This is a genomic window from Pseudooceanicola endophyticus (assembly GCF_018760365.1).
GTDB lineage: Bacteria > Pseudomonadota > Alphaproteobacteria > Rhodobacterales > Rhodobacteraceae > Pseudooceanicola > Pseudooceanicola endophyticus.
This window is the reverse complement of the sequence record NZ_JAHIAB010000001.1, coordinates 186141-212854: the sequence shown is the minus strand read 5'-3', so window position 1 is coordinate 212854 and position 26714 is coordinate 186141. Positions and strand designations below refer to the sequence as shown.

At 66.9% G+C, this 26714-nt stretch carries 22 protein-coding genes and 3 tRNA genes; 13 read left to right on the top strand and 12 right to left on the bottom strand.

Annotated elements, in window-relative coordinates:
- Positions 1–52: 52 nt before the first annotated feature.
- Both KM176_RS01045 and KM176_RS25125 read left to right on the top strand, forming a co-directional pair.
- Positions 53–3373, top strand: a complete 3321-nt coding sequence (locus KM176_RS01045) for a hybrid sensor histidine kinase/response regulator (RefSeq protein WP_160891829.1) — start codon at positions 53–55, stop codon at positions 3371–3373.
- On the top strand, positions 3366–4265 hold the full coding sequence (locus KM176_RS25125; protein ID WP_160891827.1) for a response regulator transcription factor: 900 nt from the start codon (positions 3366–3368) through the stop codon (positions 4263–4265). Before KM176_RS01045 ends, KM176_RS25125 begins: the two co-directional genes overlap by 8 nt.
- A gap of 111 nt (positions 4266–4376) precedes the next feature.
- On the opposite strand, the gene urtE is transcribed toward KM176_RS25125, so the two are convergent.
- From urtE to urtA, 5 genes are all read right to left on the bottom strand, one after another.
- Positions 4377–5096: an urea ABC transporter ATP-binding subunit UrtE gene (gene urtE, locus KM176_RS01035; protein ID WP_160891825.1), complete on the bottom strand. Its 720-nt coding sequence runs from the start codon at positions 5094–5096 to the stop codon at positions 4377–4379.
- 4 nt (positions 5097–5100) lie between these two features.
- Positions 5101–5865 (bottom strand): urea ABC transporter ATP-binding protein UrtD, encoded by a 765-nt coding sequence (gene urtD, locus KM176_RS01030; RefSeq protein WP_160891823.1) that lies wholly within the window; start codon positions 5863–5865, stop codon positions 5101–5103.
- Complete coding sequence (gene urtC / locus KM176_RS01025; protein WP_160891821.1) at positions 5862–6929, bottom strand: urea ABC transporter permease subunit UrtC; 1068 nt, start codon at positions 6927–6929, stop codon at positions 5862–5864. Before urtC ends, urtD begins: the two co-directional genes overlap by 4 nt.
- 4 nt (positions 6930–6933) lie before the next feature.
- The gene (urtB, locus tag KM176_RS01020) at positions 6934–7827 is read right to left on the bottom strand and encodes an urea ABC transporter permease subunit UrtB (protein ID WP_160891819.1); all 894 of its coding nucleotides are present in this window, start codon (positions 7825–7827) and stop codon (positions 6934–6936) included.
- A 74-nt stretch (positions 7828–7901) separates the two neighbouring features.
- On the bottom strand, positions 7902–9095 hold the full coding sequence (gene urtA / locus KM176_RS01015) for an urea ABC transporter substrate-binding protein (RefSeq protein WP_160891817.1): 1194 nt from the start codon (positions 9093–9095) through the stop codon (positions 7902–7904).
- A 323-nt stretch (positions 9096–9418) separates the two neighbouring features.
- On the opposite strand from urtA, the gene KM176_RS01010 reads away from it, so the two are divergent.
- Positions 9419–10258 carry an aldo/keto reductase gene (locus KM176_RS01010; RefSeq protein WP_160891815.1) on the top strand — a complete coding sequence of 280 codons (840 nt, stop codon included), beginning with the start codon at positions 9419–9421 and terminating at the stop codon, positions 10256–10258.
- 52 nt (positions 10259–10310) lie between these two features.
- Here KM176_RS01010 and KM176_RS01005 read toward each other — a convergent pair whose 3' ends face one another.
- Complete coding sequence (locus KM176_RS01005; protein ID WP_160891813.1) at positions 10311–10778, bottom strand: MarR family winged helix-turn-helix transcriptional regulator; 468 nt, start codon at positions 10776–10778, stop codon at positions 10311–10313.
- Positions 10779–10881: 103 nt separating this feature from the next.
- Between KM176_RS01005 and KM176_RS01000 the strand changes: the two genes are divergently transcribed.
- A complete protein-coding gene (locus tag KM176_RS01000; protein WP_160891811.1) occupies positions 10882–12510 on the top strand; it encodes an MFS transporter in 1629 nt (542 codons plus the stop codon).
- A gap of 18 nt (positions 12511–12528) precedes the next feature.
- On the opposite strand, the gene mntR is transcribed toward KM176_RS01000, so the two are convergent.
- Positions 12529–12966 carry a manganese-binding transcriptional regulator MntR gene (mntR, locus tag KM176_RS00995; protein WP_160891809.1) on the bottom strand — a complete coding sequence of 146 codons (438 nt, stop codon included), beginning with the start codon at positions 12964–12966 and terminating at the stop codon, positions 12529–12531.
- A 309-nt stretch (positions 12967–13275) separates the two neighbouring features.
- On the opposite strand from mntR, the gene KM176_RS00990 reads away from it, so the two are divergent.
- From KM176_RS00990 to KM176_RS00970, 5 genes are all read left to right on the top strand, one after another.
- Positions 13276–14565, top strand: coding sequence for an Nramp family divalent metal transporter (locus KM176_RS00990; protein ID WP_160891807.1), 1290 nt, complete (start codon positions 13276–13278; stop codon positions 14563–14565).
- A 155-nt stretch (positions 14566–14720) separates the two neighbouring features.
- Positions 14721–14797, top strand: a tRNA-Asp gene (locus tag KM176_RS00985).
- A gap of 178 nt (positions 14798–14975) precedes the next feature.
- Positions 14976–15052, top strand: a tRNA-Asp gene (locus KM176_RS00980).
- A gap of 160 nt (positions 15053–15212) precedes the next feature.
- Positions 15213–15289, top strand: a tRNA-Asp gene (locus KM176_RS00975).
- A 75-nt stretch (positions 15290–15364) separates the two neighbouring features.
- Positions 15365–15943, top strand: coding sequence for an AAA family ATPase (locus KM176_RS00970; RefSeq protein WP_160891805.1), 579 nt, complete (start codon positions 15365–15367; stop codon positions 15941–15943).
- A gap of 27 nt (positions 15944–15970) precedes the next feature.
- On the opposite strand, the gene KM176_RS00965 is transcribed toward KM176_RS00970, so the two are convergent.
- Together KM176_RS00965 and KM176_RS00960 are read right to left on the bottom strand one after the other, a co-directional pair.
- Complete coding sequence (locus KM176_RS00965; RefSeq protein ID WP_160891803.1) at positions 15971–16378, bottom strand: hypothetical protein; 408 nt, start codon at positions 16376–16378, stop codon at positions 15971–15973.
- A 43-nt stretch (positions 16379–16421) separates the two neighbouring features.
- Complete coding sequence (locus KM176_RS00960) at positions 16422–17795, bottom strand: M20/M25/M40 family metallo-hydrolase (RefSeq protein WP_160891801.1); 1374 nt, start codon at positions 17793–17795, stop codon at positions 16422–16424.
- Positions 17796–18401: 606 nt separating this feature from the next.
- Between KM176_RS00960 and hemA the strand changes: the two genes are divergently transcribed.
- From hemA to ispG, 3 genes are all read left to right on the top strand, one after another.
- Positions 18402–19625: a 5-aminolevulinate synthase gene (gene hemA / locus KM176_RS00955; protein ID WP_160891799.1), complete on the top strand. Its 1224-nt coding sequence runs from the start codon at positions 18402–18404 to the stop codon at positions 19623–19625.
- Positions 19626–19995: 370 nt separating this feature from the next.
- A complete protein-coding gene (locus tag KM176_RS00950) occupies positions 19996–21273 on the top strand; it encodes a helix-turn-helix domain-containing protein (protein ID WP_160891797.1) in 1278 nt (425 codons plus the stop codon).
- A gap of 144 nt (positions 21274–21417) precedes the next feature.
- Positions 21418–22542, top strand: coding sequence for a flavodoxin-dependent (E)-4-hydroxy-3-methylbut-2-enyl-diphosphate synthase (gene ispG / locus KM176_RS00945; protein ID WP_160891795.1), 1125 nt, complete (start codon positions 21418–21420; stop codon positions 22540–22542).
- A 12-nt stretch (positions 22543–22554) separates the two neighbouring features.
- Here the strand turns inward: ispG and KM176_RS00940 are convergent, their stop codons facing one another.
- From KM176_RS00940 to KM176_RS00930, 3 genes are all read right to left on the bottom strand, one after another.
- Positions 22555–23283 (bottom strand): thioredoxin domain-containing protein, encoded by a 729-nt coding sequence (locus tag KM176_RS00940; protein ID WP_160891793.1) that lies wholly within the window; start codon positions 23281–23283, stop codon positions 22555–22557.
- Positions 23284–23288: 5 nt separating this feature from the next.
- Positions 23289–24053 carry a DsbA family protein gene (locus KM176_RS00935; RefSeq protein ID WP_160891791.1) on the bottom strand — a complete coding sequence of 255 codons (765 nt, stop codon included), beginning with the start codon at positions 24051–24053 and terminating at the stop codon, positions 23289–23291.
- Between the two features lie 72 nt (positions 24054–24125).
- Complete coding sequence (locus tag KM176_RS00930) at positions 24126–25373, bottom strand: M48 family metalloprotease (protein ID WP_311136126.1); 1248 nt, start codon at positions 25371–25373, stop codon at positions 24126–24128.
- A gap of 186 nt (positions 25374–25559) precedes the next feature.
- Here KM176_RS00930 and KM176_RS00925 point away from each other — a divergent pair, with 186 nt between their 5' ends.
- Entirely contained in the window at positions 25560–26711 is a 1152-nt protein-coding gene (locus KM176_RS00925) for a pyridoxal phosphate-dependent aminotransferase (protein WP_160891789.1), read from the top strand.
- The last annotated feature ends 3 nt before the right edge of the window (positions 26712–26714 follow it).

Sequence of the window (26714 nt, the reverse complement as noted above, 5' to 3'; positions counted from 1 at the left end):
AGTGCCACAATGGGCGCCGGGGCCAGACCCATGGGGCGGGACGGGAACACGCATGAGTCACATCCAGCGCATCGCGGTCGAGCGGCGCAGCTACAACCAGTGGGCGGCGAACGAGACGCTGGAGGATTTCGCCCTGCGCTTCACCGCCAACCGGGTGCGGCTGAAGCCCGCGCGGGTGGCCCAGACGGCGCTGGGGGCGCTGGCCTTCCTGGCCTGCGAGGCGCTGGGCGGATCGCTGACGCTGGGCTACGGCACGCTGAACGCGCTGGTGGCCATTGCCGCGCTGATGGTGCTGGCCTTCGCCATCGGCCTGCCCATCGCGATCCAGGCGGCGAAATCGGGCCTAGATATCGACCTGCTGACCCGGGCGGCGGGGTTCGGCTACATCGGCTCCACCGTCACCTCGCTGGTCTATGCCAGCTTCACCTTCGTGCTGTTCTCCATCGAGGCCAGCATCATGTCGGTGGCGCTGAGCATGGTGCTGGGCCTGCCGCTGTGGCTGGCGCACATGATCTCCGCGCTGGTGGTCATTCCCATCGCGGCCTTCGGGATCAAGCGGATCTCCTCTCTGCAACTGGCGACGCAGCCGGTGTGGATCGTGCTGCAGGTCGCGCCGCTGCTGATCGTGGCGCTGATGGGCAGCGACCGGCTGCCGGGCTGGCTGTCGCATTCGGGAACCATTGGCTCGGGCGGGTTCGACCCGCTGCTGATCGGGGCCGGGCTGTCGCTGCTGATGTCGCTGCTGCCGCAGATCGGCGAACAGGTGGACTACCTGCGCTTCATGTCGGTGAAACGCGGCCGGGGCTGGTGGGTGGCGCTGGTGCTGGCTGGACCGGGCTGGGTCTTCATCGCCGGGGCCAAGCTGGTGCTGGGCTCTTTCCTGGCCTATCTGGCGCTGTCGCAGGGCCTTGCACCCGAGCGCGCGGCCCAGCCGGCAGAGATCTACAACATGGCCTTCGCCCAGCTCCTCGGCAATCCCACCGTGGCGCTGGTGCTGACCGGGGTCTTCGTCTGCGTCTGTCAGGTGAAGATCAACGTGACCAATGCCTATTCGGGCTCCATCGCCTGGTCCAACTTCTTCTCGCGGCTGACCCACAATCACCCGGGCCGGGTGGTCTGGCTGGTCTTCAACTGCCTGCTGGCGCTGATGCTGATGGAATTCGGCGTCTTCCGCGCCATCGAGAGCATCCTTGATCTGTATTCCATGCTGGCGGTCGGCTGGCTGGGTGCCATCGCGGGCGATCTGGTGATCGCCAAGCCGCTGAAGCTGTCGCCGCCGGTGCTGGAGTTCAAGCGCGCCCATCTTTACGACATCAACCCCGTGGGCTGCGGCGCCATGGCGTTCTCGGTGCTGGTGGCGGTGCTGTGCTTCCTCGGCCTGTTCGGAGAGATCGCCCAGGCCTATTGCGTCGTCATCGGGCTGGTCATTTCCTTCTTCACCGCCCCGCTGATCGCCTGGGGCACCGGCGGGCGCTTTTACCTGGCGAGGGAAAGCCAGGTCGCGCCCGGCGCCGATGGCCTGTGCCAGTGCGGCATCTGCGAGAACCGCTTCGATCCCGTCGACATGGCGCAATGCCCGGCCTACGGCGTGCCGATCTGTTCGCTCTGCTGTTCCCTGGAAGGGCGCTGCCGGGACCTGTGCAAGACCGATGCGCGCGCCTCCCAGCAGGCGGCGCGGCTGGCGGACCGGCTGCTGACGCCCCGGATCGCGGCGCGCACGCGATCGCGCATCGGGCAGGTGGCGGGGCTGACGCTGCTGTTCGCGCTGACCATCGCAGGGCTTTACGGCGCGGTGCTGCACCAGATGGCGCCGGGCTACAGTCTGGCGCAGGAACAGGCGGTGACCGGCGCCCTTTGGGTGTCGTTCCTGGCCTTGCTGATCCTCTCGGGCCTGACCGCCTGGTTCCTGGTGCTGGCCCATGAAAGCCGCCGCAAGGTCGAGGACGAGTTCCAGCGTCAGGCCGAGCAGCTGATGGAAGAGGCCACCGCCCGCGAAAAGGCCGAGGCCGCCGCCCAGAAGGCCCGCGCGGCCGCCGAATCGGCCAATATCGCCAAGTCGCGCTTTCTGACCGGCCTCAGCCACGAGGTCCGCACGCCGCTGAACTCCATCTACGGCTATGCCCAGCTGATGGAGCGCGACGGCACCGGCCCGAAGAACGCCGTCAACGTCATCCGCCGCTCGGCCGAGCATCTGACCGATCTGGTCGATGCGCTGCAGGACATCTCGCGGATCGAGAGCGGCACGATGGTGCTGTCGCGTGATCGCATCGCCCTGCCGGAGCTGCTGGAACAGCTGGCCGACATGTTCCGCCTTCAGGCCGAGCAGAAGGGCATCGCCTTCGCCTATGCGCGCACGGGGCGGCTGCCCCGGCAGGTGCTGGCCGACCGCAAGCGCTTCCGCCAGGTGCTGATCAACCTGCTGACCAACGCGGTGAAATTCACCGAGGCGGGCCGGGTGGGGATGCGCGTGCAATACCGCGACCCGATGCTGGTGGTCGAGGTCCACGACACCGGCATCGGCATCGCGCCGCAGGATCAGGAGCGGATCTTCCAGCCCTTCGACCGCGGCAGCGGCGCCCGGGCGCAGGCGATCCCCGGCTCGGGCCTGGGCCTGACCATCACCAAGCTTCTGGTCGAGATCATGGGCGGGCGCATCCGGGTCGAAAGCACCCCCGGCCAGGGCAGCACCATGACGGTCGAGATGCTGATGTTCGAGGCCGAACCCGGGGCCGAGGCGCCGGCCAAGGACCTGCCGGTCACCGGCTATTCGGGGCCGCGCCGCAGGGTGCTGCTGGTCGACAACGATCCCCAGCACCTTGAGCTGACGCGGCAGGTGCTGGAGCCGCTGGGCTTTGCCCTGACCCTCGCGACGGGCGGGGCCGAGGCGCTGGAGAAGGTCACGGAGGCGCCGGATCTTGCGCTGCTGGACATTGCCATGCCCGGGATGGATGGCTGGGAGCTGGCGCATCACCTGCGCGCGCGCTTCCCCGGGATCGCCATCCTGATGGTGTCGGGCAATGCGCAGGATGCCCGCGCCAGCGCCCCGCGCGATGGCGGTGCCGATCACGATGCCTTCCTGGCGAAACCCTTCGAGGTGAAGGCCATGGAAGAGATCGTCGGGGAGCTGCTGCACCTGACCTGGCTGCGCGACAAGGCCGCCCCCCCGCCGCCTGTCGCCGTGCGGACCGCCATCGACACCACCGCCCTGCGTGCCGCCGCCGAGATCGGCCACCGGCGCGGCGTGCTGAACGAACTGGACCGGCTGGCGGGCACCGGCGTCGACCCGGCGCGGCTGGCGGCCTGGCGTGCGCTGGCCGAGGGGTTCGATCTGCCGGGCCTGTTGGCGCGGCTGAAGGAGGAAACGGATGACTGATCTTGGCGAAACCGTCCTCATCGTCGATGACAGCCCCGAGGCGCTTGGCCTGCTGACCGACACGCTTGAGGCCGAGGGGCTGACGGTGCTGGTCGCGACCTCCGGGCAGGGGGCGCTGGATCTTTTGGCGAAGGTGGAACCCCATGTGATCCTGATGGACGGGGTGATGCCGGGGCTCGACGGGTTCCAGACCACCCGGGCGATCAAGCAGACCCCGGGGCGCGACCATATCCCGGTGATCTTCATGACCGGCCTGACGGACACCCATCACGTCGTCGCGGGGCTGGCGGCGGGGGGCGTCGATTACGTGACCAAGCCCATCAAGCTGGAAGAGATGATCGCGCGCATCCGCGTCCACATGGCCAATGCGCGCCGCAGCGAGGGCGCGCGCGCGGCGCTGGATGCCACCGGGCGCAGCCTGCTGTCGCTGTCCGAAGACGGGCGGCTTTTGTGGAGCACGCCGCGCGCCGAAGAGATGCTGGCGGGGCTGCTGCCGGGCGGGCGGCTGGTGCTGGACGATCTGCTGGCGGCGCAGCTTCTGTCGGCACGCGGATCGGCGGGTGGCGCGGTGCGGGTGGCGCTGGAGGGCGGCCAGGTGGAGTTCACCTACCTCAACCCGGTGCGTCCCGGCGAATACCTGTTCCGCGTCACCGAAGAGGTCCCCGGCGCCCGCGAGGCGCTGCTGCGCGAGCGTTTCACCCTGACACAGCGCGAGGCCGAGGTGCTGGTCTGGCTGGCCGCCGGCAAGTCGAACCTCGATATTTCCGAGATCCTCGGCAATTCGGCGGCGACGGTGAAGAAGCACCTGCTTCAGATCTACGCCAAGCTCGGGGCCGAGAACCGGGCGACGGCGGCCGCCATGGCGGTGCAGGTGCTGGCCGAACGGGGCTAGCATCCGCGCCCGCCCCAGTCCGGAGGGGGCAGGGGGCGGCAGGACATCCGACCGCCCTTTGCCCGCATCCTCCGCTCCGGCGCCCTTGCTATGGGGCCTGAGCGCCCCGGATCAGACGTTGACCAGATGCGCTACGTCTGCCGCACTTTCCTGGGCCGTGCGCCCCTGGCGGACGGTGCGTCCGCGCATCAGCACGCAGTAGTCATCGGCAAAGGACCAGGCGAAATCGAGGTATTGCTCCACGATGACGATGGTCACGCCCAGCTCGGTGCGCACGCGGCGCAGGGCGTCCTCGATCTGCTGGACGACGTTGGGCTGGATGCCCTCGGTCGGCTCGTCCAGAAGCAGCAGCTTGGGTTGACCGGCCAGCGCCCGCCCGATGGCAAGCTGCTGCTGTTCCCCGCCCGAGAGCACGCCTGCCTTGCGGTGCCTGATCTGGAGGAGCTTCGGGAAAAGGTCATAGATATGCTCGGGGATGCCCTTGCCGATCAGGCCCTTGCCGCGCCCGGTCAGGGCGGACAGTCCCGATTGCAGGTTTTCCTCCACCGTCAGGTGCGGGAAGACATGGCGCCCCTGCGGCACGAAGCCGATGCCCGCGCGAGAGCGTTCGTGGGGCTTGGCTTCGGTCACGTCGGCACCGTCGAACTGCACCCGGCCCTTCGTGGTCTTCTGCACGCCCATGATGGTGCGCAGCAGGGTGGTCTTGCCGACGCCGTTGCGCCCGATCAGCGCCAGCGCACCGCCGCGTTCCACATCCAGGTCGATGTCCCACAGCACTTGGCTCTGCCCGTAGGCGGCGCAAACCTTGTCCATCTTCAGAAGCGTTTCCATCAGCTTACTCCTTCGCCCGGCCCAGGTAGACGGCGGCCACTTCGGGATCGGCGCGCACCTCGGCGACGCTGCCCTGTTTCAGGAATTTCCCCTGGTGCATCACGGTGACCTTGCCGCCCAGTTCCTCCACGAAGGTCATGTCGTGGTCGATCACCAGCACGGCGTGCTTGCCCAGCAGGGAATGGATCAGCTTCGCGGTCTTCGAGGTCTCGTTCGGCCCCATCCCGGCGGTCGGTTCATCCAGCAGCAGCAGGTCGGCCTCGGTGGCGACGACCATGCCGATTTCCAGCCACTGCTTTTCGCCATGGGCCAGATCTGCCGCCAGCGTGTCGGCGCGCTCGGTCAGGCCGATCTGTTCGAGGATATCCTCGACCTTGCGGGCCTCGGCGGCCTTGGCGCCGATCTGGAAGGCGGTCCACCAGCGGCGGTCGCGCTGCGCGGCCACCGCCAGATTGTCGCGCACCGTCAGCGAGGGCAGCACCCCGGGCGTCTGGAACTTGCGGCAGATGCCGCGGCGCACGATCTCGAACTCCGGCTTGTTGGTGATGTTCTCGCCGTTGAAGGTGACGCTGCCCGAGGCCGAATGCACCCGCCCGATGATCGTGTCGCAGAGCGTCGATTTCCCGGCGCCGTTTGGCCCGATCAGCACGCGCAGCTGGCCACGCTCCAGTGTCATCGAGAAGTTGTCGATGGCCTTGAAGCCGTCGAAATCCACCGTGATGCCATCGACCTTCAGGATCGGGTCGGCAGTAGCGGTTGCCATGGTCATTTGCCTTCCTCCACGAGGGCGCCTTCGGGGGCGGCGGGGCGGCGCGATTTCGCCAGAAGATCCTCGACCAGACCGGCCAGACCGTTCGGCAGGTAGGTGACGACCAGGATGAAGATCAGGCCCAGGACGTACAGCCAGGCCTCGGGCAGGGCCGAGCTGATGATGTCCTTGGCGAAGTTGACGATCAGCGCACCGGCCACGGCGCCCCAGAGCGACTTGCGCCCGCCGACCGCGACCCAGACGATCATCTCGATCGAGGGGACGACGCCGACGAAGGCCGGCGACACCACGCCTGCATGCAGGGTGAAGAGTGCCCCGCCCAGGCTGGCGAAGACGGCGGCCAGCATGAAGGCCACGACCTTGTAGGGGGTGGTGTTGTAGCCCAGGAAGCGCACGCGGTTCTCGCCGTCGCGGGTGGCGCGCAGCAGGGTGCCGTAGCGGGTCGCCATCAGCCACTTGGAGCCCGCGAAGACTGCGACCAGCACCGCCAGGGTGATCCAGTAGAGCGTCCGGTTGGCCTGATCGGTGCCAAGGGGCATCCCGAAGGCCTCGGTAAAGCCGGTCAGACCGTTGTAGCCGCCGGTGGTGCTTTGCTGGCTGGTCAGCAGGGTGGCGAAGGTCAGGGCGACGGCCTGGGTGATCAGGGCGAAGTAGACGCCGGCGATGCGGCGGCGGAACATGGCCCAGGCGAAGATCCCGGCGAAGACGGCGGGCACCAGGATGATGGCCAGCAGCGCCAGCAGGCCGGATTTGAAGGGCCACCAGAACCACGGCAGGGCCATGACGCCCGACCATTCCATGAAGTCGGGAAGCGATCCTTCGGGCAGGGTCGAAAGCTTCAGGTACATGGCGATGGAATAGCCGCCGAGGCCGAAGAACACGCCCTGGCCCAGGGTCAGGATGCCGGCCTCGCCCCAGATCAGGACGATGCCGACCGCCAGGATCGCCATCGACAGGAAGCGGCCCAGCAGGTTGAGGTTGTAGGAAGAGACCAGCATCGGTGCCAGCACCGCGACGATCAGCACCAGGATCCAGGCGTGACGGAAGGGAGAGGATTTCGTCATCGCATCAGTCCTCCAGCGCGCGGGAACGGGTGGCGATCACGCCCTGGGGGCGGAACTGCAGGAAGAGGATCACGGCAAGCAGCATCAGGACCTGGCTCATCGAGACATCGACGAAGATCTGGCTGAGCGCCGAGACAAGGCCGAGGATGATCGCGGCGATGGTGGTGCCCACCATCGAGCCAAGGCCCCCCATCACGACCACCAGGAAGGCGGGGATGATGTAGCTTTGCCCGACCGATGGCGTCACCGGCCCCAGCAGCGAGAGCACGACGCCCGCAAGCCCCGCGATCCCGGTGCCCAGACAGAAGACGGCCAGATCGACCCGGCGCACGTTGATGCCCGAGGCGGCGGCCATCATGCGGTCCTGGTTGACGGCGCGCACCAGCAGGCCAAGGCGGGTGCGGGCGATCAGCAGGCCAAGCGCTACCAGCACGATCACGGCAACGGCCAGGATGAAGATCCGGGTGGAGGGGAAGTAGACGCCTGCCAGGGTGAAGCCGGTGTTGAGCCAGTCCGGCGCGGTGACGCCGACGCCGATCGGTCCGAAGATCGAACGCGCGCCCTGTTGCAGGATCAGGCTGACGCCCCAGGTCGCCAGCAGCGTGTCGAGGGGGCGCGCCGAAAGCTTGCGGATCACGGTGATTTCCAGGATGCCGCCCAGCAGCGCCGCGCCCAGGAAGGCGACCGGCATGGCGACAAGGATGGCCAGCGGGCCGGGAACGATCAGGTAGGTCAGGTAGGCCAGGTATCCGCCCAGCATCAGCATTTCGCCATGGGCCATGTTGATGACCCGCATCAGGCCGAAGCTGAGTGCCAGGCCGAGGGCCGCCAGCACGAACAGCGAAGCCACGCTGAAACCGTTGAACACCTGCCCCGCGAGGAGGGCGCCATCAAGCATTGGTCTGTCCTTCTTACGATGTTGGGGAAAGGAGGGGCCGCCCTCGGGGAGCGCGGGGACGGCCCTGTGTCAGCTCAGTTGGTGACCGGGTTGCAGGTCTTGCCGGGGAAGGCGACCGGATCGTAGGGGTTGGGCTCGATCGGGGCGTCCGAGGTCCACAGGATCTGGAACTGCCCGTCCTTGTCGAGCTGGCCGACATAGGCGGTCTGCACGAGGCTCTGGTTGGCGGCGAAATGCGCCTCGCCCAGGGGGGTGTCGAAGTCGAGGCCCACGGCGGCCTTGCGCACGGCGTCGGGATCGAAGGAGCCGGCCTTCTCGACCGCGGCCTTCCAGGCGTAGACGTCAAGATAGCCGTGCACCATCGGGTCGGTGATCGCCGCATTGGCGCCGAATTTCGACTGGTAGTCGGCGACGAACTTCTGGTTCGCCGGGGTGTCGAGCGACTGGAAGTAGTTCCAGGTCGCATAGGACCCCTCGACCAGCGACGGGCCCATGGCTTTGGCTTCCTGCTCGGCGATCGAGAAGCTCATGACCGGCATCTTCTCCGGGGTCATGCCGGCGGCGGCCATCTGCTTGAAGAAGGACACGTTGCTGTCGCCGTTCAGCGTGTTGAAGATGACATCCGGTTTCGCGGCGCGGATCTTCGAGATCACGGCCGAGAAATCGGTGCCGCCCAGGGGCACGTATTCCTCGCCCGCCAGCTTCAGCCCGTCCTTGGCGATGTGCTTCTTGGCAATCAGGTTCGCGGTGCGCGGGAAGACATAGTCCGAGCCCAGCAGGAAGAAGCTCTTGTAGCCTTCCGCCTTGGCCCAGTCATAGGCGGGCAGCAGCTGCTGGTTGGGCTGCGCCCCCGAGTACATGATGTTGGAGGAGCATTCGTTGCCCTCGAACTGGACGGGGTACCACAGCAGCGCCTTCTCGCGTTCGAAGACCGGCAGCATCGCCTTGCGCGACGCCGAGGTCCAGCCGCCGAAGACGGTCGCCACGTCGTCGTTCTGGATCAGCTTGGTGGCCTTCTGGGCGAAGATCGCCGGGTCCGAGGCGCCGTCTTCGACCACGGCCTTGATCTGGTGACCCATGACGCCGCCGGCGGCGTTGATCTCGTCGATGGCCATGACCTCGGCGTTCTTCACGGTGACCTCGGAGATCGCCATGGTGCCCGAGAGCGATTGCAGCACGCCGACGTTGACGCTGTCCTCGGCCTGGGCCGCGGTGGTGAAGCCGAAGGCCATGGCCAGTGCGATGGCGCTGATGGAGGAGGTGTTCATCCCGTCTGTCCTTTTTTGATCCCTGTGGAGCGGCGCGGCCTCTGGAGGGCTGCGCGAACGGGGCCAGACTGCCCGCAGGGGGCGCGGCGCGGTATGGACCGAAAGGGGTATGGTGCCGGGAGACGGGGCGGGGCAGGCTCTGTGCCGTCGTGCCCCCTGCGCCGGGCGAAGCATCGCCCGTGCGAGACTGCCTTTGCGTCATCTTGGGCTGGCGCGAAGCGGCGTCAGCCCCTACCTGTGGGGGGCGGGTTCCCGACCTGCCAGATTTGACGGGGCGTTTTCGGGAGGGAACGCTCCGAGCTTTCCGACAAGAGGATTTTTCCATGACCACGACACTTGAGCTGGCGCCTGTGACGCTGCTGTCGAATGGCGTCGAGATGCCGAAGCTGGGTCTTGGCACCTGGCCGATGGACGATGCCGAGGCCGCGCGCACCGTCGAGACCGCGCTGGATATGGGCTACCGCCTGGTCGACACCGCCGAGAATTACGGCAATGAAAAGGGCGTGGGGCAGGGGCTGCGGGCCTCCTCGGTGCCCCGCGACGAGGTCTTCGTGACCACCAAGTTCAACAAGACCTGGCATTCCGTCGAAGGCGTGCGCCAGGCCTGCGAGGGCAGCCTGGAGCGGCTGGGCCTCGATTACCTCGACCTGCTGCTGATCCACTGGCCCAACCCCGGCCAGGGCCGCTACGTGGAGGCCTTCGAGGGGCTGATGAAGGTGCTGGATGCCGGGCTGGTGCGCGCCATCGGCGTGTCGAACTTCAAGGTGACGCACCTGAACGATCTGCTGTCGCGGGGCTACGTGCCGCATGTGAACCAGATCCAGCTGGATCCCTACCACCGTCGCGACGATATCGTTGCGGTGCATAACGCGCACGGCATCATCACCGAAAGCTGGAGCCCGATCGGGCGCGGCGGCGAACTGCTGTCCGATCCCCGCGTGACGGCCGCCGCCGAGGCCCATGGCGTCACCCCGGGCCAGGTGGTGCTGCGCTGGCATGTCCAGTCCGGCTACCTGCCGGCGCCGAAATCCTCCAACCCCAAGCGGCTGGCCGAGAACCTCGATGTCTTCGGATTTGCCCTTTCGGAGGCAGAGATGGCCGCGATGAATGGCATGGGCCGCGAGGATCCCGACATGGCGGATTCGGACGTTTTCGGCCACTGAGGCCGGGTTTCGATCCTTTGGCGGGCGCCCCTTCGCGGGCGCCCGTTCGCATTCAGCGCCCCTTCAGCACCTGACCGCCCTCCGAGGCCATCAGCGCGCTGTTGAAGCGCGTGATCAGCTCCGCGAAGCGGGCGCGGTCGGCCTCGGGCCAGTCCGAGAGCATTTCCGACAGCCGTTCCAGCCGCAGGGCGCGCATCTCGGTGTAGCGGGCCTCTCCCTCGGGGGTGGCGGCGATCACCACGCCGCGCCCGTCCTTCGGGTTGGCGCGCTTTTCGACCAGGCCGCGCTTTTCCATCGCGGCGATCTGCCGGGTGATCGTCGACTGGTCGAGCGACAGCCGCGCCGCCAGCGCGCCGCTGGCCAGCGGCCCCTCCAGCAGGTTCATCAGCACCAGGTAATGCGCCCGCTCCATCGGGTATTTCCGCCGCCGGTAGATGCCCTCAAGGCCGCGGACCATGAAGGCGATCTCGGGCTCCATCCGGGTGACGGCATCGGCAGGGCACGGCGTTTCATTGGTCATCGGGTCACTCCGGGTATTTTATTGTATCGTACAACTTGATTCCTCCTGCGCCGAGGATTACGCCTTGGTTCAAGCGATTTCCACATTATCCGCGAGCTTTCCCATGTCATCCACAGATGCGGGCGCCGCCGGAGCGCCCTCGGACACATCCGGTTTCTTCGATCAGCCAAAGGCCGTCTGGGCCACGGCCTTCGCCTGCGTGGTGGGCTTCATGTCCATCGGGCTGGTGGACCCGATCCTGACCTCGATCGCGGCGGGGCTGAAGGCCTCTCCGGCGCAGGTCTCTCTGTTGTTCACCTCGTATTTCTTCGTCACCTCGGTGATGATGCTGATCACGGGCTTCGTCTCCTCCCGGCTTGGCGCAAGGCGCACGCTGCTGATGGGGGCGGTGCTGATCGTGGTCTTCTCGGCGCTGGCGGGGACCTCGGATTCGGTTGCGGCGCTGGTGGGGTTCCGCGCCGGCTGGGGGCTGGGCAATGCCTTCTTCGTGGTGACCGCCCTGTCGGTGCTGGTGGCGGTGGCCAAGGGCGGCACGGGCCGCGCGGTGCTGATCTACGAGGCGGCGATGGGTCTTGGCCTGTCGGCGGGCCCGCTGATCGGCGCGGCGCTTGGCGCGCAAAGCTGGCGCTTTCCCTTCTTCGGCACGGCAACCCTGATGGCGGTGGGCTTTGTCGCCATCGCGATCTTCCTGCCGTCGCTGCCGAAACCGGCGCAGAAGACATCCCTCAGCGCGCCGATCCGGGCGCTCGGGCACCCGGGGCTGTTCACCGTGTCGCTGGCGGCGCTGTTCTACTACTTCGCCTTCTTCACCGTGCTGGCCTTCGCGCCCTTCGTGCTGGACCTTTCGGCCTATGCGGTGGGGGCGATCTTCTTCGGCTGGGGCGTGATGCTGGCGGTGTTCTCGGTCTTCGTGGCGCCCCGGGTCGAGGCGCGCTTCGGCCTGCTGCCGGTCACCACCGTCTGCCTGGTGATCCTGGCGGCGCTGCTGCTGGTGATGGGCTTTGGCAACAAGACCGCCATCGCGCTTTGCATCATCGCCAGCGGTGCGGTGATCGGGGTCTGCAACACCCTGTTCACCGAGCTGGCGCTGGAAGTGTCGAACGTCGCGCGTCCCGTGGCCTCGGCTGGCTACAACTTCCTGCGCTGGTTCGCCGGTGTCATCGCGCCCTTCGCGGTGCCCACCATTGCCGAACATACCAACGTGCTGACGGCGTTTTCGGTCGCCACCATTGCCGCGCTGCTGGCCCCGGTGATCCTGATCACGCGGCGGCATTCGCTGATCCATGACGCGCCGGCCACTGTGCCCGGGCCGCAGCCGGTCTACGTGGCGCTGGACGGCACGGGTCGCGACGCGGAGCTGCTGGAACGCGCCATCGCCCTGGCCCATGCCGCCGGGGACGCGCCGGTTGTCGCCCTGCATGTCCGCCTGCGCGAGGCGCTGGATGGTCAGGAGGTCGCGCTGGAAACCCGCGAACGCGCCGAGGAGATCGCGGCAGCCGCCCATGCCCGGATCGAGGCCGACGGGCTGAGCGCCCGCGAGGAGATCCTGGAGGAACCCGTGGGGCAGGCGGCCCAGAGCCTGGTCACCCGCGCCCGCGAAGGGCATGCCCTGCAACTGGTCATCGGCACCCCCGAGGGCGGGCTGGAGGATGCGATCCACGGCAGTTTCGCCCGCGCCGCCGGTCTGGCGGCACGCCGCGGGGCGCCGGTGAAGCTGACGCTGGTGAAGTAAGGCGCCGGTCCGGGCCGCTCAGGGGGTCCGGGCCTTCAGGAAGGCTTCGAAGGCGGCAAGGGTGATGTCGGAGACGTGGTGCTCCATCCCCTCCGCATCCAGCTCGGCGTTTTCCTCGGGCACGCCGACGGCGACCAGGAAATCGACCACGGTGCGGTGACGGGCACGCACCCGTTCCGCCAGTGCGGCGCCTTCCTCGGTCAGGAAGACCCCGCGATAGGGGCGCGACACCGCCAGCCCCTCGCGTTTCAGGCGGCCCACGGCCTTGGTCGCGGTCGGATGGGTCACCCCCATGCGGGCGGCGATGTCGGTGATCCGGGCCTCGCCCATCTCTTCGATCAGATCGCCGATCATCTCGGCGTAATCCTCCAGCACCGCGTTGGCCTGGGCGGCACGGGCCTGGTTGAAGCGTTCCGCCGGCTGGGCGGCGCAGTCGGGGGCATCATCTGGGGTCATCGGCGCGTCTTCTGTTTCCGACATCATTCCTGCCTGCTGTGGCCTGCCTGCTTCGACCTGCCGTCCGGCCCGCGCCCGGCGCAAGCCCGGGCGCCCGGGATACGCAGGGAACGATCCGCGTGCAAGCCGGGTTTCATTGTGAAGGCCCGGCTACGATTTGTCACCCGCCGGCAATGACTGCCGGAGAGGCAGCGGCGCAAATGCAAACCTTATCATGCTAAGACTTTTGTTTGTACATCATTGACCTCTTTGTAGCCGAGGCTTTATTTTCCCCAGGTTCCTTTTGCAAAAGTCCTTACGACCATGACCATGACCAATTCTTCCGGACGGACCAGGCAGGCGATTGCCGACGTGCTGGACGGCAAGCGGCACGGGCCGAAGGCGGCGCTGCTGTTTGCCGGGCCGGCCATCGTCGCCTCGGTCGCCTATATGGATCCGGGCAATTACGCGACGAACATCCAGGCGGGGGCGGGCTATGGCTATACGCTGCTCTGGGTGGTGCTGGGCGCCAACCTGATCGCGATGCTGTTCCAGGCGCTCTCGGCAAGGCTGGGGATCGTCACCGGGCATAACCTGGCCGAGCACTGCCGGATGCATTTCCCGCGCCCCGTGGTCTGGATCATGTGGGCGGTGAGCGAGGTCGCGGCCATGGCCACCGATCTGGCCGAGTTCCTGGGCGGTGCCATCGGACTGGCGCTGCTGTTCCACATGCCGCTGATGGCGGGGATGGTGATCACCGCGCTGGTCACCTACGGGCTGCTGCTGTTCGATCGCGGCGGCTTCCGCCCGATGGAGAAGGTCATCGCCTTCTTCGTGGGCATCATCGGGCTGAGCTACCTGGCCGAGGTGTTCATCGCCCCGATCCATTGGGGAGAGACCGCTGCCGGGCTGGTCACGCCGCAACTGCCCGACACCATGGCGCTGACCATCGCCGTCGGCATCATCGGCGCCACGGTGATGCCCCATGCGATCTACCTGCATTCCGGCCTGTCGCAGAACCGTGCCGAGGTGCGCAATGACAGCGACCGCCGCAAGCTGCTGACCTATTCCAACCGCGAGGTGATCATCGCCCTTGCCGGGGCCGGGCTGGTCAACATGGCGATGGTGATGATGGCGGCCTCGGCCTTCCATCAGGGCCATTCCGAGGTGGCCGAGATCGAAACCGCCTATCACACCCTCACGCCGCTGCTGGGCGGGGCGGCGGCGGGCTTCTTCCTGCTGTCGCTGATCGCCTCGGGGATCTCTTCCTCGGTGGTGGGGACGATGGCGGGGCAGATGATCATGCAGGGCTTCATCCGCCGCCGCGTCCCGGTCTGGCTGCGCCGTCTCGTCACCATGATCCCGGCCTTCGCCGTCGTGGCCATGGGGGTGGATGCGACGCGGGCGCTGGTCCTCAGCCAGGTGGTGCTGAGCATCGCGCTGCCGGTGCCGATGGTGGCGCTGCTGATCTTTGTCAGCCGCCGCGACATCATGGGGGCGTTCCGTCTGGGGCTGGTCTGGCGTGTGCTGGCGGGGGCCGGGGCGGCGGTGGTGCTGTCGCTGAACTTCATCCTGCTGGCCCAGACCTTCGGCATCCCGGTGCCGTTCCTGGCCGGATGAGCCGGGGAAGCAGCGTCACCTTTCTGGCCTTAGCCCTTGTTTTCATGAGGCTGTGAGGGGGCGGGCAGGGCGGGCGACAACTTCTCGAGGAAAAAGCGAAAATCCTGCTTGACGGTCTGCCTCCCTGCCAATAGAACGCCCTCCACAGCAGCTGCGCGGTTGTAGCTCAGTTGGTTAGAGTACCGGCCTGTCACGCCGGGGGTCGCGGGTTCGAGCCCCGTCAACCGCGCCACTGCTGTAATGAAAAGCGCCCTTCGGGGCGCTTTTTTCATGTCCGGACGCGGCCTTTCGGTGCGCTGCGCGGGGGCAGCTAGGGCATCCGGAAAATCCGCGCATTTCGTCGTTTCGGGGGGCATCTGCGTCTTGACGGTCCCGTGCGCTGCCCATAGAAGCCCCCTCACGGCAGCTGCGCGGTTGTAGCTCAGTTGGTTAGAGTACCGGCCTGTCACGCCGGGGGTCGCGGGTTCGAGCCCCGTCAACCGCGCCACTGCCGTAATGAAAAGCGCCCCTTCGTGGGCGCTTTTTTCATTTTTGCCCAAGGGCTTGGCGTGTGCCGGAAGGCCTCGCGCGAAAAACGTCGAATTCTGTCGCTGATGTCGATTTTCCCCGTTGACGGCTCCGGCCCTGTCCCGTAAATCGCCCTCAACGCGGTTGTAGCTCAGTTGGTTAGAGTACCGGCCTGTCACGCCGGGGGTCGCGGGTTCGAGCCCCGTCAACCGCGCCACTTCAAGCGCAAGCGCCCTCCCTTCGCGGAGGGCGTTTTCGTTTCTGCCCACCCCATTTCCCGCAGGAGCCCCCGATGGACGTGACGATGCCCCCCGATCCCTGGCAGAAGGTCCGCACGTATCACGACATTCCCGCGGACGAGGTGATCTCGGGGCTGCAGAAGTCCCTGCGTCGCGGCGCGGCCGAGACGGCCCTGCTGCTGGGCTACGAGATGTTCCTGACCTCCGAGGCGCTGGAGCAGAAGCTCTGGGCGCGGCTGCAGGTGATTCCGGTGGAGGACGTGGGCCTTGGAGAGCCGATGCTGCCGGTGCTGATCGAGACGCTCTTCCAGCAGCACCTGCGCGTCGCCTGGCCCTCTCCGGAGCGGTTCCTGTTTGCCGCCCATGCGATCCGCCTGATCGCCCGGGCGCCGAAGGACCGGACCTCGGACGACATGGCAGGCTTCGCCCGGCTGGAGCTGGTGGCGCGCAACCGCACCCCCGAGGTGCCCGATTACGCCATCGACATGCACACCCGCCGCGGGATCGAGATGGGCCGGGGCTATGACCACTTCCTGACCGAGGCCAGCCACGTGGAGAACGAGCTGCCGGAGCGCGACACCTCTTTCCGTGACCGGCTTCAGGCCGCCATCGCCGCCGGAGAGCTGCGCTGAGCGTCTGACCGGGCAGGGGCCCGCCCCTCAGGGGCGGGAATGCACATCGGCATAGGTGTAGCCGTCGGGCCAGATGCCGATCCACAGCCAGCGCTTGCGGTGATTGAGCTGCATCGCCAGGTGGTCCAGATGGGCAATGTCCAGCCACAGCCGGATGGTGCGGTCCGCCTCCTTGTAATAGGGCGCGCGCAGCTCGTCCCGGGGGCGGAAGCGGATGATGCCGCGCCGCACCTCGGAAGAGGGGGTGGCGGTGCCGCAGACCTCGATCTGCGCGAGGCCGCGGACCGGGGACAGCGCCTCGGCTCCGGTGGTGTGGACCGCTTCGGTGATGAACAGGATTTCACGCCGGACAATGTGGCTGCCCGAGGACGCCTGCGGCTCGGCCTCCATGGCGGCGATGCGGGCGTCGATTTCTTCTTCGATATTCAGGACCATGGCGGGCTCCTCCTTGTCGGGAACCCGCCATGATCGCCGACCCTTAGCGGGTCAGGGCGTCCAGCACGCGGGCCCAGCTCCGGATTCCACTATGGAAGGAGTTAAGGTCGTATTTCTCGTTCGGGGAATGCAGCCCGTCATCATCCTTGCCGAAGCCGATCAGCATCGAATCCATGTCGAGGATTTTCTTGAAATGCCCGGCAATCGGGATCGAGCCGCCGGAGCCCACATAGGCGGCCTCGCGCGGCCATTCGTCGGAAAGCGCCAGGCGGGCCTTCTCGAAGATGGGATCCGAGGTTTCCATCTGCGAGGCAAAGGAGGCACCGTGGGTCTTGAAGGTGACCTTCACGTCCTCGGGCAGCAGGTCGCTCACGAATTTGCGGAAGTTCTCGCGGATCTTGTGCGGGTCCTGCTGGCCGACAAGCCGGAACGAGATCTTGGCATGGGCTTCGGAGGGCAGCACGGTCTTGAAGCCGGTGCCGGTGTAACCGCCCCAGATGCCGTTCACCTCGCAGGTCGGACGCGACCAGATCATCTCAAGGCCGGAACGGTCCTGCTCGCCGGCGGGTTTCGACAGGCCGACCTCGCCCAGGAAGGCGGTCTCGTCGAAGCCGAGCGCTTCCCACTGCGCCATGATCTCGGGGGCGATCTCGGGGACGCCCTCGTAGAAGTCGGGGACGGTGATGCGCCCTTCGTCGTCATGCAGCGCCGCCAGCACCTTCGAGAGCACCCGGATCGGGTTCATCGCGATGCCGCCGTACATGCCCGAATGCAGGTCACGGGTCGGGCCGGTGATGGTGATCTCGTCGCTCATCATGCCGCGCAGCGTGGTGACGATGGCCGGGGTCTCTTCTCCGAACAGGCCGGTGTCGCAGATCAGCGCGATGTCGGCCTTCAGCTCTTCGGCATGGTCCTTCATGAACGGGACCAGCGAGGGGGAACCGGATTCCTCTTCGCCCTCGAAGAAGAAGGTGATCTTGCAGGGCAGGGTGCCGTTGACCTTCTTCCAGGCGCGGCAGGCCTCGACGAAGGTCATCAGCTGGCCCTTGTCGTCGGCGGTGCCGCGGCCGCGGATCACCTTGCCCTTGGCGGTGTCCTCGATAGCTGGATCGAACGGGTCGCGGTCCCACAGGTTCAGCGGGTCGACCGGCTGCACGTCGTAATGTCCGTAGAACAGCAGGTGCGGGCCTTCGCCCTCCACATGGCCCACCACCATCGGGTGGCCGGGGGTGACGCGTTTCTCGGCCTTGATGCCGATGGAGTTCAGGTCGGCCACCAGCCAGTCGGCTGCCGTCTGGCAGTCGCCCTTGTAGGCGGGATCGGTCGAGATCGACGGGATGCGCAGCAGCTCCATCAGCCGCTCGGTGGCGGCGGAGAGGTCCGAGTCGATATGGGCGAGGACGGGGTCGAGAGACATGAGGGCTCCTGTCGTGCTTTGGTCGGGGCGGACCGTACCACCCGCGCCGCGCTTGTCCAGAGATCGCCCCGGCACCCGAACAGATGATCTGTCACCAGAATGTGACAGTCTGTTTTTTCAAGCATTGTGCGCCCGGGCAAAACGCGTTCTGCGCGGATGCGGAGACCGGCCTGCCTGCGGGAGCGATCCCATGGGGCGGGCCCGAACAGCAAGACCCCCGCCCCTCGGAGGGAGGGGCGGGGGCCGGGAGGAAATATGCAGGTATTTGAAAGGAATGGAAAAAGTCTTGCTGAGTACAGCTGACTTCTGACTCGGATTCGGGGGGGCGTAAAGGGTCAAAGCGTCGAATTTTCTGCGGATTATTCGATCTGGTCATAGTTTGGGCGGAAAATTTTGTTAGCGGTCACTTTGGTGTGCGCGTCTTGACTCAGGTCAAGGATGTGGGGGGCGTCAATTTGTAGCCTCCGTAGACGCGACACAGGACTTTATTACCATTCCAAATCCGGGGGTGGGGTGGTACACGGAACCCGCCTGCGCAAGCAGACGTAGACCGGCCTCCGCTTTTCATCTCCGGGCCGGACCCGACGTGAAGAAGAGAGTAGCCACGTGACTTACGAAGCTCAACTGGATCAGGCCCTCGGCAAGCTGCACGAGGAAGGCCGTTACCGTACTTTCATCGACATCGTTCGGCACAAGGGCAATTTCCCGCACGCGACCTGGCGCCGCCCCGACGGGACGGAGCGTCCGGTGACCGTATGGTGCGGCAATGATTACCTGGGCATGGGCCAGCACCCGGTGGTGCTTGAGGCCATGCACCAGGCGCTCAACGATGTGGGCGCGGGCTCGGGCGGCACGCGCAACATCTCGGGCACGACGCTTTACCACAAGGCGCTGGAAGCCGAGCTGGCCGACCTGCACGGCAAGGAAGCGGCGCTGGTCTTCTCCTCTGCCTATACCGCGAACGACGCCACTCTCTCGACGCTGCCGAAGCTGTTCCCCGGGATGATCATCTATTCCGACGAGCTGAACCATGCCTCGATGATCGAGGGCATCCGCCGCAACGGTGGCGCCAAGCGCATCTTCCGTCACAACGACCTGGCCCACCTGCGCGAACTGCTGGAAGCCGATGATCCCAAGGCGCCCAAGCTGATCGCCTTCGAGTCGGTCTACTCCATGGACGGCGACTTCGGCCCGATCGAGCAGCTGATCGAGCTGGCCGAGGAATTCAACGCCCTGACCTACCTCGACGAGGTGCACGCGGTCGGCATGTACGGCCCGCGCGGCGGCGGCGTCAGCGAACGCGACAACCTCGCGCATCGCATCGACCTGATCAACGGCACGCTGGGCAAGGCCTTCGGCGTCTTCGGTGGCTATGTCGCGGCCTCGGCCAAGATGTGCGACGCGATCCGCTCCTATGCGCCGGGCTTCATCTTCACCACCTCGCTGCCCCCCGTCGTGGCGGCAGGGGCGGCGGCCTCGATCCGGCACCTGAAGGGCGACCAGGCGCTGCGCGACCTGCACCAGGAACGTGCCAGCATCATGAAGACCCGCTTCAAGGCCCTGGGCCTGCCGCTGATCGACCATGGCAGCCATATCGTCCCGGTGATCGTCGGCAACCCGGTGCACACCAAGATGCTGTCGGACATGCTGCTGGAAGACCACGGCATCTATGTCCAGCCGATCAACTACCCGACCGTGAAACGCGGCACCGAGCGCCTGCGCTTCACCCCCTCGCCGGTGCACGGCCCCAAGGAGCTGGACGCGCTGGTGCGTGCCATGGACAAGCTCTGGTCGCACTGCGCGCTGAACCGCCAGGACCTGGCCGGCTGAGCTAGGCGAGACCCGCATCCACATCCGGAACGCCCGGTCCCGCAGGGGGCCGGGCGTTTTGCGTCCATGAGCCCCGGCGACGTTAAGCCTTCGTTCATGCAAATCACGGAATCTTGCACAGTCGTGGCTTTCCGCGGGAACCGAAAAGGGGTTCCATGGGTTGGCCACATGCAGGAATACGTCACCCCTCCACGAAGATTTCGGGGAGGACCCAAGTATTAGTCCTCATGCGCGGGCTCACGCCGAAATATGGCGTGTATGCCGCGAAATGGCCCAAAGCTCCTTGATTCATGTTAGGCTCGCGTCAACAAAGAGCGTGACTCGAATCGGGGCAGGAGCGGGTCATGGGGAACTCAACGGGGCAGGGATCATGCGGCGGAAGAAAAAGCCTGTCGGGGATCAGGCGGTTCGTCAGCCTCGCGGCTACGACGATTTCGAGGTCAAGCTTGGCGACGTGATGCGCGGCGAACGCGCCACGATGGGCAAGTCGCTTCTGGACGTCCAGCGCGAGCTTCGGATCAAGGCGAATTACATCTCGGCCATCGAGAACTGCGACCCCGAGGCTTTCGATACCCCCGGTTTCATCTCCGGCTACGTGCGCTCCTACGCGCGCTACCTCAACATGGATGCCGAGGCGACCTTCCGCCAGTTCTGCCGCGAAAGCGGCTTCGCGCCGGCCCATGGCATGGCGGCAGAGGCTTCCTCGCGCCCGCGGCCAGACCGCAAGGAGGCGCCGCGCAAGCCCTCGCCGCGCGATCCCTTCCTGGCCCCCGAAACCCCCTTCATTCCTGCCGGCGAAAGCTGGTTCAGCCGCATCGAACCCGCCGCCATCGGCTCGGCGCTGGTGCTGATCGCGCTGATCTGCGGCCTGGGCTACGGCGGCTATGCCGTCCTGAACGAGGTGCAGCGGGTCAAGTTCGCCCCGGTGGAAAGCACCCCGGACGTGCTGGCCGACCTCGATCCGCTGGAGGCCGCGACCCATCCCAGCGACGATCCGGTCGCCGATGAACAGAAGGCCGCCGGCCTTTACAACGCCCCTGCCGATTCCATGTACCGGCTCTATCGTCCGCAGGCGCTGGACGTGCCCGTCGTCGCCTCGCGCGATGCGCCGATCGCCACGTTGAATCCGGCGCAGATCGGCACCTTCGTCGGCAAGGATCCCTCGACGACGGATCTGGTGGCCGAGGCTGCGCCCGCCTCCGGCGGCTCGGTCGAGGACAAGGCGGTCGCCGTGGCACTTGGCCTGCAGGCCGACGGAAAGCCGGTGCCGCAGCCCCAGGTGGTGGCGGATGCCAAGCCCGGCGTGTCGCTTGTCGCCGTGCGCCCGGCCTGGGTGCGGGTAACCAGCGCCGACGGCACCGTGCTGCTGGAAAAGACCATGACCGCCGGCGAAAGCTACGCGCTGCCCAATACCGAAGAGCCCGCGCATCTGCGTGCCGGCATGTCGGGCTCGGTCTATTTCGCGGTCAACGGCAAGCTTTACGGCCCGGCCGGCAAGGGGACCAGCGTCGTCAAGAATGTGGCGCTCTCGGCGGACCAGCTGGAAGACAACTACAAGGTGGCGGACCTTTCGGCGGATCCGACCGCGCAGAAGGTGATCTCGGTCGTGGCCGAGGCGGACCTGCCGCAGGATCGCCAGTCCGACTGATCTGACAGCCCCCTGCAGATCTCGTGCAGACCAGGCGCCCGGATCCCGGCGGTTCCGGGCGCGTTGCGTTGCGGGACCCCGCCATCCGATTGCACCTGCGGTGGGGAAGGTTTATCTCTGCCCCGAGCCGGAAGAGGATCTCTCATGTCGCACAATCCCGTTCGCCCCTGGCGCAATATCGACCGCCGGAAGAGCCGCCAGATCATGGTCGGCAATGTCCCGGTGGGGGGCGATGCGCCGATCTCGGTCCAGACGATGACCAACACGGTGACCACGGATATCGCCGGCACCATCGCGCAGGTGCAGCGGGCCGCCGAAGCCGGCGCCGACATCGTGCGCGTCTCCGTTCCGGACGAGGCCTCGGCCCGCGCCCTGAAGGAGATCGTGAAGGAAAGCCCGGTCCCGATCGTCGCGGACATCCATTTCCACTACAAGCGCGGCATCGAGGCCGCCGAAGCGGGGGCCGCCTGCCTGCGCATCAACCCGGGCAACATCGGCGATGAAAAGCGCGTGGCCGAGGTGATCCGCGCCGCGCGGGACCACAACTGTTCGATCCGGATCGGGGTCAACGCGGGCAGCCTGGAAAAGCACCTGCTTGAGAAATACGGCGAGCCCTGCCCGGACGCGATGGTGGAAAGCGGTCTGGATCACATCAAGATCCTGCAGGACCACGATTTCCACGAATTCAAGATCTCGGTGAAGGCCTCAGACGTGTTCATGGCGGCGACCGCCTACCAGATGCTGGCCGAACAGACCGATGCGCCGATCCACCTTGGCATCACCGAGGCCGGCGGCCTGATGTCGGGCACCATCAAGAGCGCCATCGGCCTCGGCAACCTGCTGTGGATGGGCATCGGCGACACGATCCGCGTCAGCCTCTCGGCCGATCCGGTGGAAGAGGTCAAGGTCGGCTACGAGATCCTGAAATCGCTGGGGCTGCGCCATCGCGGCGTCAACATCATCTCCTGCCCGAGCTGCGCACGTCAGGGCTTTGACGTGATCAAGACGGTGGAGGCGCTGGAAAAACGCCTTGAGCACATCAAGACGCCGATGTCGCTGTCGATCATCGGCTGCGTGGTGAACGGCCCCGGCGAGGCGCTGATGACCGATGTCGGCTTTACCGGCGGCGGTGCGGGCAGCGGCATGGTCTACCTGGCCGGCAAGGCCAGCCACAAGATGTCGAATGACCAGATGATCGACCATATCGTCGAGGAGGTCGAGAAACGCGCGGCTGCCATCGACGAAGGCGAGGTCAAGGCGGCCGAATAAGGCCGCCCCTCCTCACTTCGCGAGGTAATGTTCAAGCACGACGGTCGGCACGGCGCCGCGGATCAGCTTGTCGTTCATCACGTAGGAGGGCACGGTATCCAGCCCGAGCTCTCCGAAGAGATCCGCCTGACGGGCGACGGTCTCGACCATGGCGGGGGTTTCGGCGCGGCTGCGCAGCTGCGCCAGATCCGCGCCTTCCGCCTTCACCAGCGCCTCGGGGGTCTGCCCCTGCATCAGCCCGGAGCGGAAGCGCCGCGCGGCCTCGGGCCCCTTGTCCTGCGCAAGGGCCAGGGCCAGGCGGTCGTCGGGGGTGGCGGCGGCGCTGCGCACCTCGACCCGCAGGCCGGGGTGCTCCTTGGCGATCTGCGCCAGCTCGGCCTCGGCGCGGGGGCAGGCGGGGCAGTCGGCGGCGGTGAACAGGGTAATCTTCGCCGGGGTATCCGCCGCGCCGAAGCCCTGGGGGCCGGGTGCGAAAAGATCGGCATCATGCAGGGTGATGCGTTGCAGGTCGGTATCGATCTCATCCTGGAGAGGCGACCAGACGGCGGCCTTCAGCCGCGCCGCGCCCCGGTCCAGCGCATTGCTGATCAGGTCGGGCTGGTCGCGCAGCACGCCGCGCAGCTCTTCGTTGAAGAGGAACGGGTTGTCGTCCATGGCCTGCTGCCAGGCGGTTTCGGCCTGCACGGGCAGGGGGGCCAGCAGCAGGGCGGCGGCGATCAGGTAGGAGGCGGAACCGGCCATGGCTTTCACTCCGTGCGGATGTCCGCGACCACCTGGCGCATGCCGTCCAGCGGCAGGTAGCCGCGCAGCATGGTGCCCGGCAGCACGAAGGTCGGCGTGCCGCTGACGTTCAGCACCTGGGCCAGCTTGTGGTTGGCGGTGATCTCGGCGTTGACGGGATCGGTCTCCATGGCGGCCAGGATCGGCTGGGCGTCCAGCCCCAGCCCGTCGGCCAGCCGGCCCAGCCCGGTGTCGTCATAGGGGCCGTCGAAGTTCATCAGCGCGTCATGGACGGACTTGTAGGCATCGTTGCCGGCAATCAGCCGGGTGGCGATGGCAAAGCGCGAGGCGGTCACGCTGTCGGGCCCCAGGATCGGGAATTCCTTCAGCACGAAGCGGATGTTGCCATCGGTGGCGATCAGCTTCTCGACATCCTGGAAGGCGCGGCGGCAATAGCCGCAGCGGTAATCCATGAATTCGACCAGGGTGATGTCGCCGTCGGGATTGCCGCCCGACCAGCTGAACCCGTCATCGAAGATCGCCTTCTGGTTCTGCGACACCAGGGTCTTGTCGCTGGCGGCGGCGTTCTGCTCCTGCTGGTCCTTGTAGGCCTGCACCGCCTCGAAGATCACCTCCGGATGTTCCAGCAGGTAGTCGCGCACCTCGGAGCGGAAATCCTCGCGCTCCTGCTCGGTCATCTCGGCTGCGGTGGCGGTCATCGGGGCGACCGGCGCCAGGGTCAGCGCCGTGGTCCCGGCGAGGAAGAGGCTGCGAAGCAGTTTCAGCGTCATGTCATGTCCTTCCGGAACGTGGCAGAGGGGGGAGGGCCCCGGTGATCTTTCCTTGCAGGCAAAGGTTTAGCATCATTCCTCTCCCTGCGCAGCAAAGATCACATCCTGTGATCTTTGCCAAGCTGGGGAGCCCTTGGATAACAGCGGCGCGGCCCGCCGCGCGAGGATCGCGGCATCGTGCATCCGCCCCGAGAGCGCATGGCGTTCGGCGGCCGACAATGCGGCCAGACCCGGCTGGCCGGTCTGGGCATAGGCCGCCCCCAGATCGCGCAGGGCACCGGGGCTGCGGGGATCGCGCTGGCGGGCGCGCTCCAGCACCGAAATCGCGCGTTTCAGCCGGGCGGTGCCACCCTGAACCACCATGGCATGGCCAAGGCTTGCCAGGATCAGCGCATCGTCCGGGGCAAGCTCCGAGGCCTGGGCATAGGCGGCTTCGGCGGCGGAGAACTGGCGGCCCTCCAGCAGGATCTGGCCCTTCAGCTCCAGGTACCAGGGATCGCGGGGACGCAGGGCCAGCGCCTGGTCGATCAGCGCCGTTGCGCCCTTCCAGTCGGCCTGGCGATGCCGGGCAATGGCCAGGCGCATCAGGCGAATGTCCTCGGTCGGGCTGTCCTTGGCGCGGGCCACGGTCCAGGCGGGGGCCCGTTCGAAGGCAGAAAGCTTGCCCTGCGCGCGGGCGAACCAGTAGGCCTGCGCGGCGCTGTCGCCCTTTGGCGCGGTGCCGTAGCTTTGCGCCAGCGCCTCAAGCGCACGCAGCCGGTCGCGCGACATGGGATGCGAGCGGGTGTAGGGGTCCTGAAGACTGGCGCTCAGCGTCTCCTGGCCGGCAAAGCGGCGCATCAGCGTGACCGCGCCGGCGGTGCCCAGCCCGGCGCTGGCCATGGCGCGGATGGCGGCCTGATCGGCTGCGGTCTCCTCGGCGCGGGAATAGGCCATCAGGCCGCGCTCAGCGGAAGAGCCGACACCAAGCGCGGCACCGACCCCGGCGGCGGCATTGCCCGCCAGTGCCCCGCCGCCGATCGCCAGGACCGCCCCCAACCCCGCCACGCGCGAGGCATCGGCGGCATTCACCCGCCGCCGGGTGATATGGTCATAGGCGATATGGGCGGCCTCGTGGGCGATGACGAACTGCAGCTCTCCGGGGCTTTCGGTGGCCTCGATCATGCCCGAGTTCAGGAAGATCGTGCTGCGGTCGATGACGAAGGCATTGGCCTCGGGATCCTGGATCACAAGGATCCGGGTGGTGCCCGACAGGCCCACCGCCTGCAGCACCGGCGCGGCCAGCTGTGACAGCGCATGTTCGATGTCGGGATCGCGCACCAGCGTGCCCGCCTGCGCTGCCCGCCCGGGGAGAAATTGTGCACAAAGGGCAAGAATAACGACGAATGGCAGCTTGACCGTGCAGATTCGCACCTGAACCTCCCGAAGAGCTGAGCGCCCCCGTGTTGACCTGACCCGGCCATCCTGATGAAACGAAAGAGACTGTCACTACTTTCGGAGAAGCTCATGCGCGTTTCAAGTCGCGGCACCGTCGATCCTTTCATCGTGATGGACGTGATGTCCCGGGCGGCCGAGTGGGAGGCGCAGGGCCGTCGGATCATCCACATGGAGGTCGGCCAGCCCTCGACCCCGGCGCCGGCGGCGGCGCGGGAGGCGCTGAAGGCCGCGCTGGACCAGGAGTCGCTGGGCTATGCGCTGTCGCTGGGCATCGCCCCCCTGCGCGAACGCATCGCGCGGCTTTACGGTGAATGGTACGACGTCGATCTGAACCCCGAACGCGTGGTGGTCACCACGGGTTCTTCCGGCGCCTTCCTGCTGAGCTTTGCCGCGCTGTTCGATGCCGGCGACAAGGTGGGGATCGGGGCGCCCGGCTATCCCTCCTACCTGCAGCTCCTGAAGGCCTCGAACCTGGATCCCGTGGTGATCGAGACCGCCGCCGAGGCGCGCTACCAGCCGCGTCCCGCCGATCTGGCGGGGCGGGGGCTTTCCGGGCTGATGCTGGCCTCTCCGGGCAACCCGTCGGGCACCATGCTGTCGCGTCCGGCGCTGTCCGAGCTGATGGCAGAGGCGCGGGCGCAGGGCATCTCGGTCATCTCGGACGAGATCTATCACGGGCTGCATTACGAGGAGCGCGCGGTCTCGGCGCTGGAGGTCAGCGATGAGTGCTACGTCATCAACTCCTTCTCCAAGTATTTCTCGATGACCGGCTGGCGGGTCGGCTGGATGGTGGTCCCCGAGGATCACGTCCGCACGGTCGAGCGTCTGGCCCAGCACATGTTCATCTGCGCCCCCACCGCCAGCCAGGTCGCGGCCCTTGCCGCCCTAGATGCCCGCGAGGAGCTGGAGGCGAACCGCGCCGTCTATGCCGCCAACCGCGCCCTGCTGCTGCGCGAGCTGCCACAGGCCGGGTTCACGAAGATCGCGCCGCCCGACGGCGGCTTCTACATCTACGCCGATGTCGGCGACATGACCGGCGATTCCCTTGCCTTCGCCCGAGAGATCCTGGACAAGGCCGGCGTTGCCGTGACCCCGGGGCTTGATTTCGACAAGGCGCGCGGCGCGCGCACGCTGCGCTTCTCCTACGCGGGGTCGACGGCGGATATGGAGGAGGGGATGGCGCGCCTCAAGAGCTTCATGCAGGCCCGTGCCGTGGCCTGAGGC

Bases quoted from the DNA above. Each gene is read 5' to 3' on its own strand.
- KM176_RS00925 (WP_160891789.1), top strand. From the start codon at position 25,560: ATGCGCGTTTCAAGTCGCGGCACCGTCGATCCTTTCATCGTGATGGAC.
- mntR (WP_160891809.1), bottom strand. From the start codon at position 12,966: ATGACCCCAGATGATGCCCCCGACTGCGCCGCCCAGCCGGCGGAACGC.
- KM176_RS01005 (WP_160891813.1), bottom strand. From the start codon at position 10,778: ATGACCAATGAAACGCCGTGCCCTGCCGATGCCGTCACCCGGATGGAG.
- KM176_RS01045 (WP_160891829.1), top strand. From the start codon at position 53: ATGAGTCACATCCAGCGCATCGCGGTCGAGCGGCGCAGCTACAACCAG.
- urtB (WP_160891819.1), bottom strand. From the start codon at position 7,827: ATGCTTGATGGCGCCCTCCTCGCGGGGCAGGTGTTCAACGGTTTCAGC.
- urtC (WP_160891821.1), bottom strand. From the start codon at position 6,929: ATGACGAAATCCTCTCCCTTCCGTCACGCCTGGATCCTGGTGCTGATC.
- KM176_RS00935 (WP_160891791.1), bottom strand. From the start codon at position 24,053: ATGACGCTGAAACTGCTTCGCAGCCTCTTCCTCGCCGGGACCACGGCG.
- urtA (WP_160891817.1), bottom strand. From the start codon at position 9,095: ATGAACACCTCCTCCATCAGCGCCATCGCACTGGCCATGGCCTTCGGC.
- KM176_RS00965 (WP_160891803.1), bottom strand. From the start codon at position 16,378: ATGGTCCTGAATATCGAAGAAGAAATCGACGCCCGCATCGCCGCCATG.
- KM176_RS00970 (WP_160891805.1), top strand. From the start codon at position 15,365: ATGGACGTGACGATGCCCCCCGATCCCTGGCAGAAGGTCCGCACGTAT.
- KM176_RS00960 (WP_160891801.1), bottom strand. From the start codon at position 17,795: ATGTCTCTCGACCCCGTCCTCGCCCATATCGACTCGGACCTCTCCGCC.
- KM176_RS01000 (WP_160891811.1), top strand. From the start codon at position 10,882: ATGTCATCCACAGATGCGGGCGCCGCCGGAGCGCCCTCGGACACATCC.
- KM176_RS00940 (WP_160891793.1), bottom strand. From the start codon at position 23,283: ATGGCCGGTTCCGCCTCCTACCTGATCGCCGCCGCCCTGCTGCTGGCC.
- KM176_RS01010 (WP_160891815.1), top strand. From the start codon at position 9,419: ATGACCACGACACTTGAGCTGGCGCCTGTGACGCTGCTGTCGAATGGC.
- KM176_RS00950 (WP_160891797.1), top strand. From the start codon at position 19,996: ATGCGGCGGAAGAAAAAGCCTGTCGGGGATCAGGCGGTTCGTCAGCCT.
- ispG (WP_160891795.1), top strand. From the start codon at position 21,418: ATGTCGCACAATCCCGTTCGCCCCTGGCGCAATATCGACCGCCGGAAG.
- urtD (WP_160891823.1), bottom strand. From the start codon at position 5,865: ATGACCATGGCAACCGCTACTGCCGACCCGATCCTGAAGGTCGATGGC.
- KM176_RS00990 (WP_160891807.1), top strand. From the start codon at position 13,276: ATGACCAATTCTTCCGGACGGACCAGGCAGGCGATTGCCGACGTGCTG.
- KM176_RS25125 (WP_160891827.1), top strand. From the start codon at position 3,366: ATGACTGATCTTGGCGAAACCGTCCTCATCGTCGATGACAGCCCCGAG.
- urtE (WP_160891825.1), bottom strand. From the start codon at position 5,096: ATGGAAACGCTTCTGAAGATGGACAAGGTTTGCGCCGCCTACGGGCAG.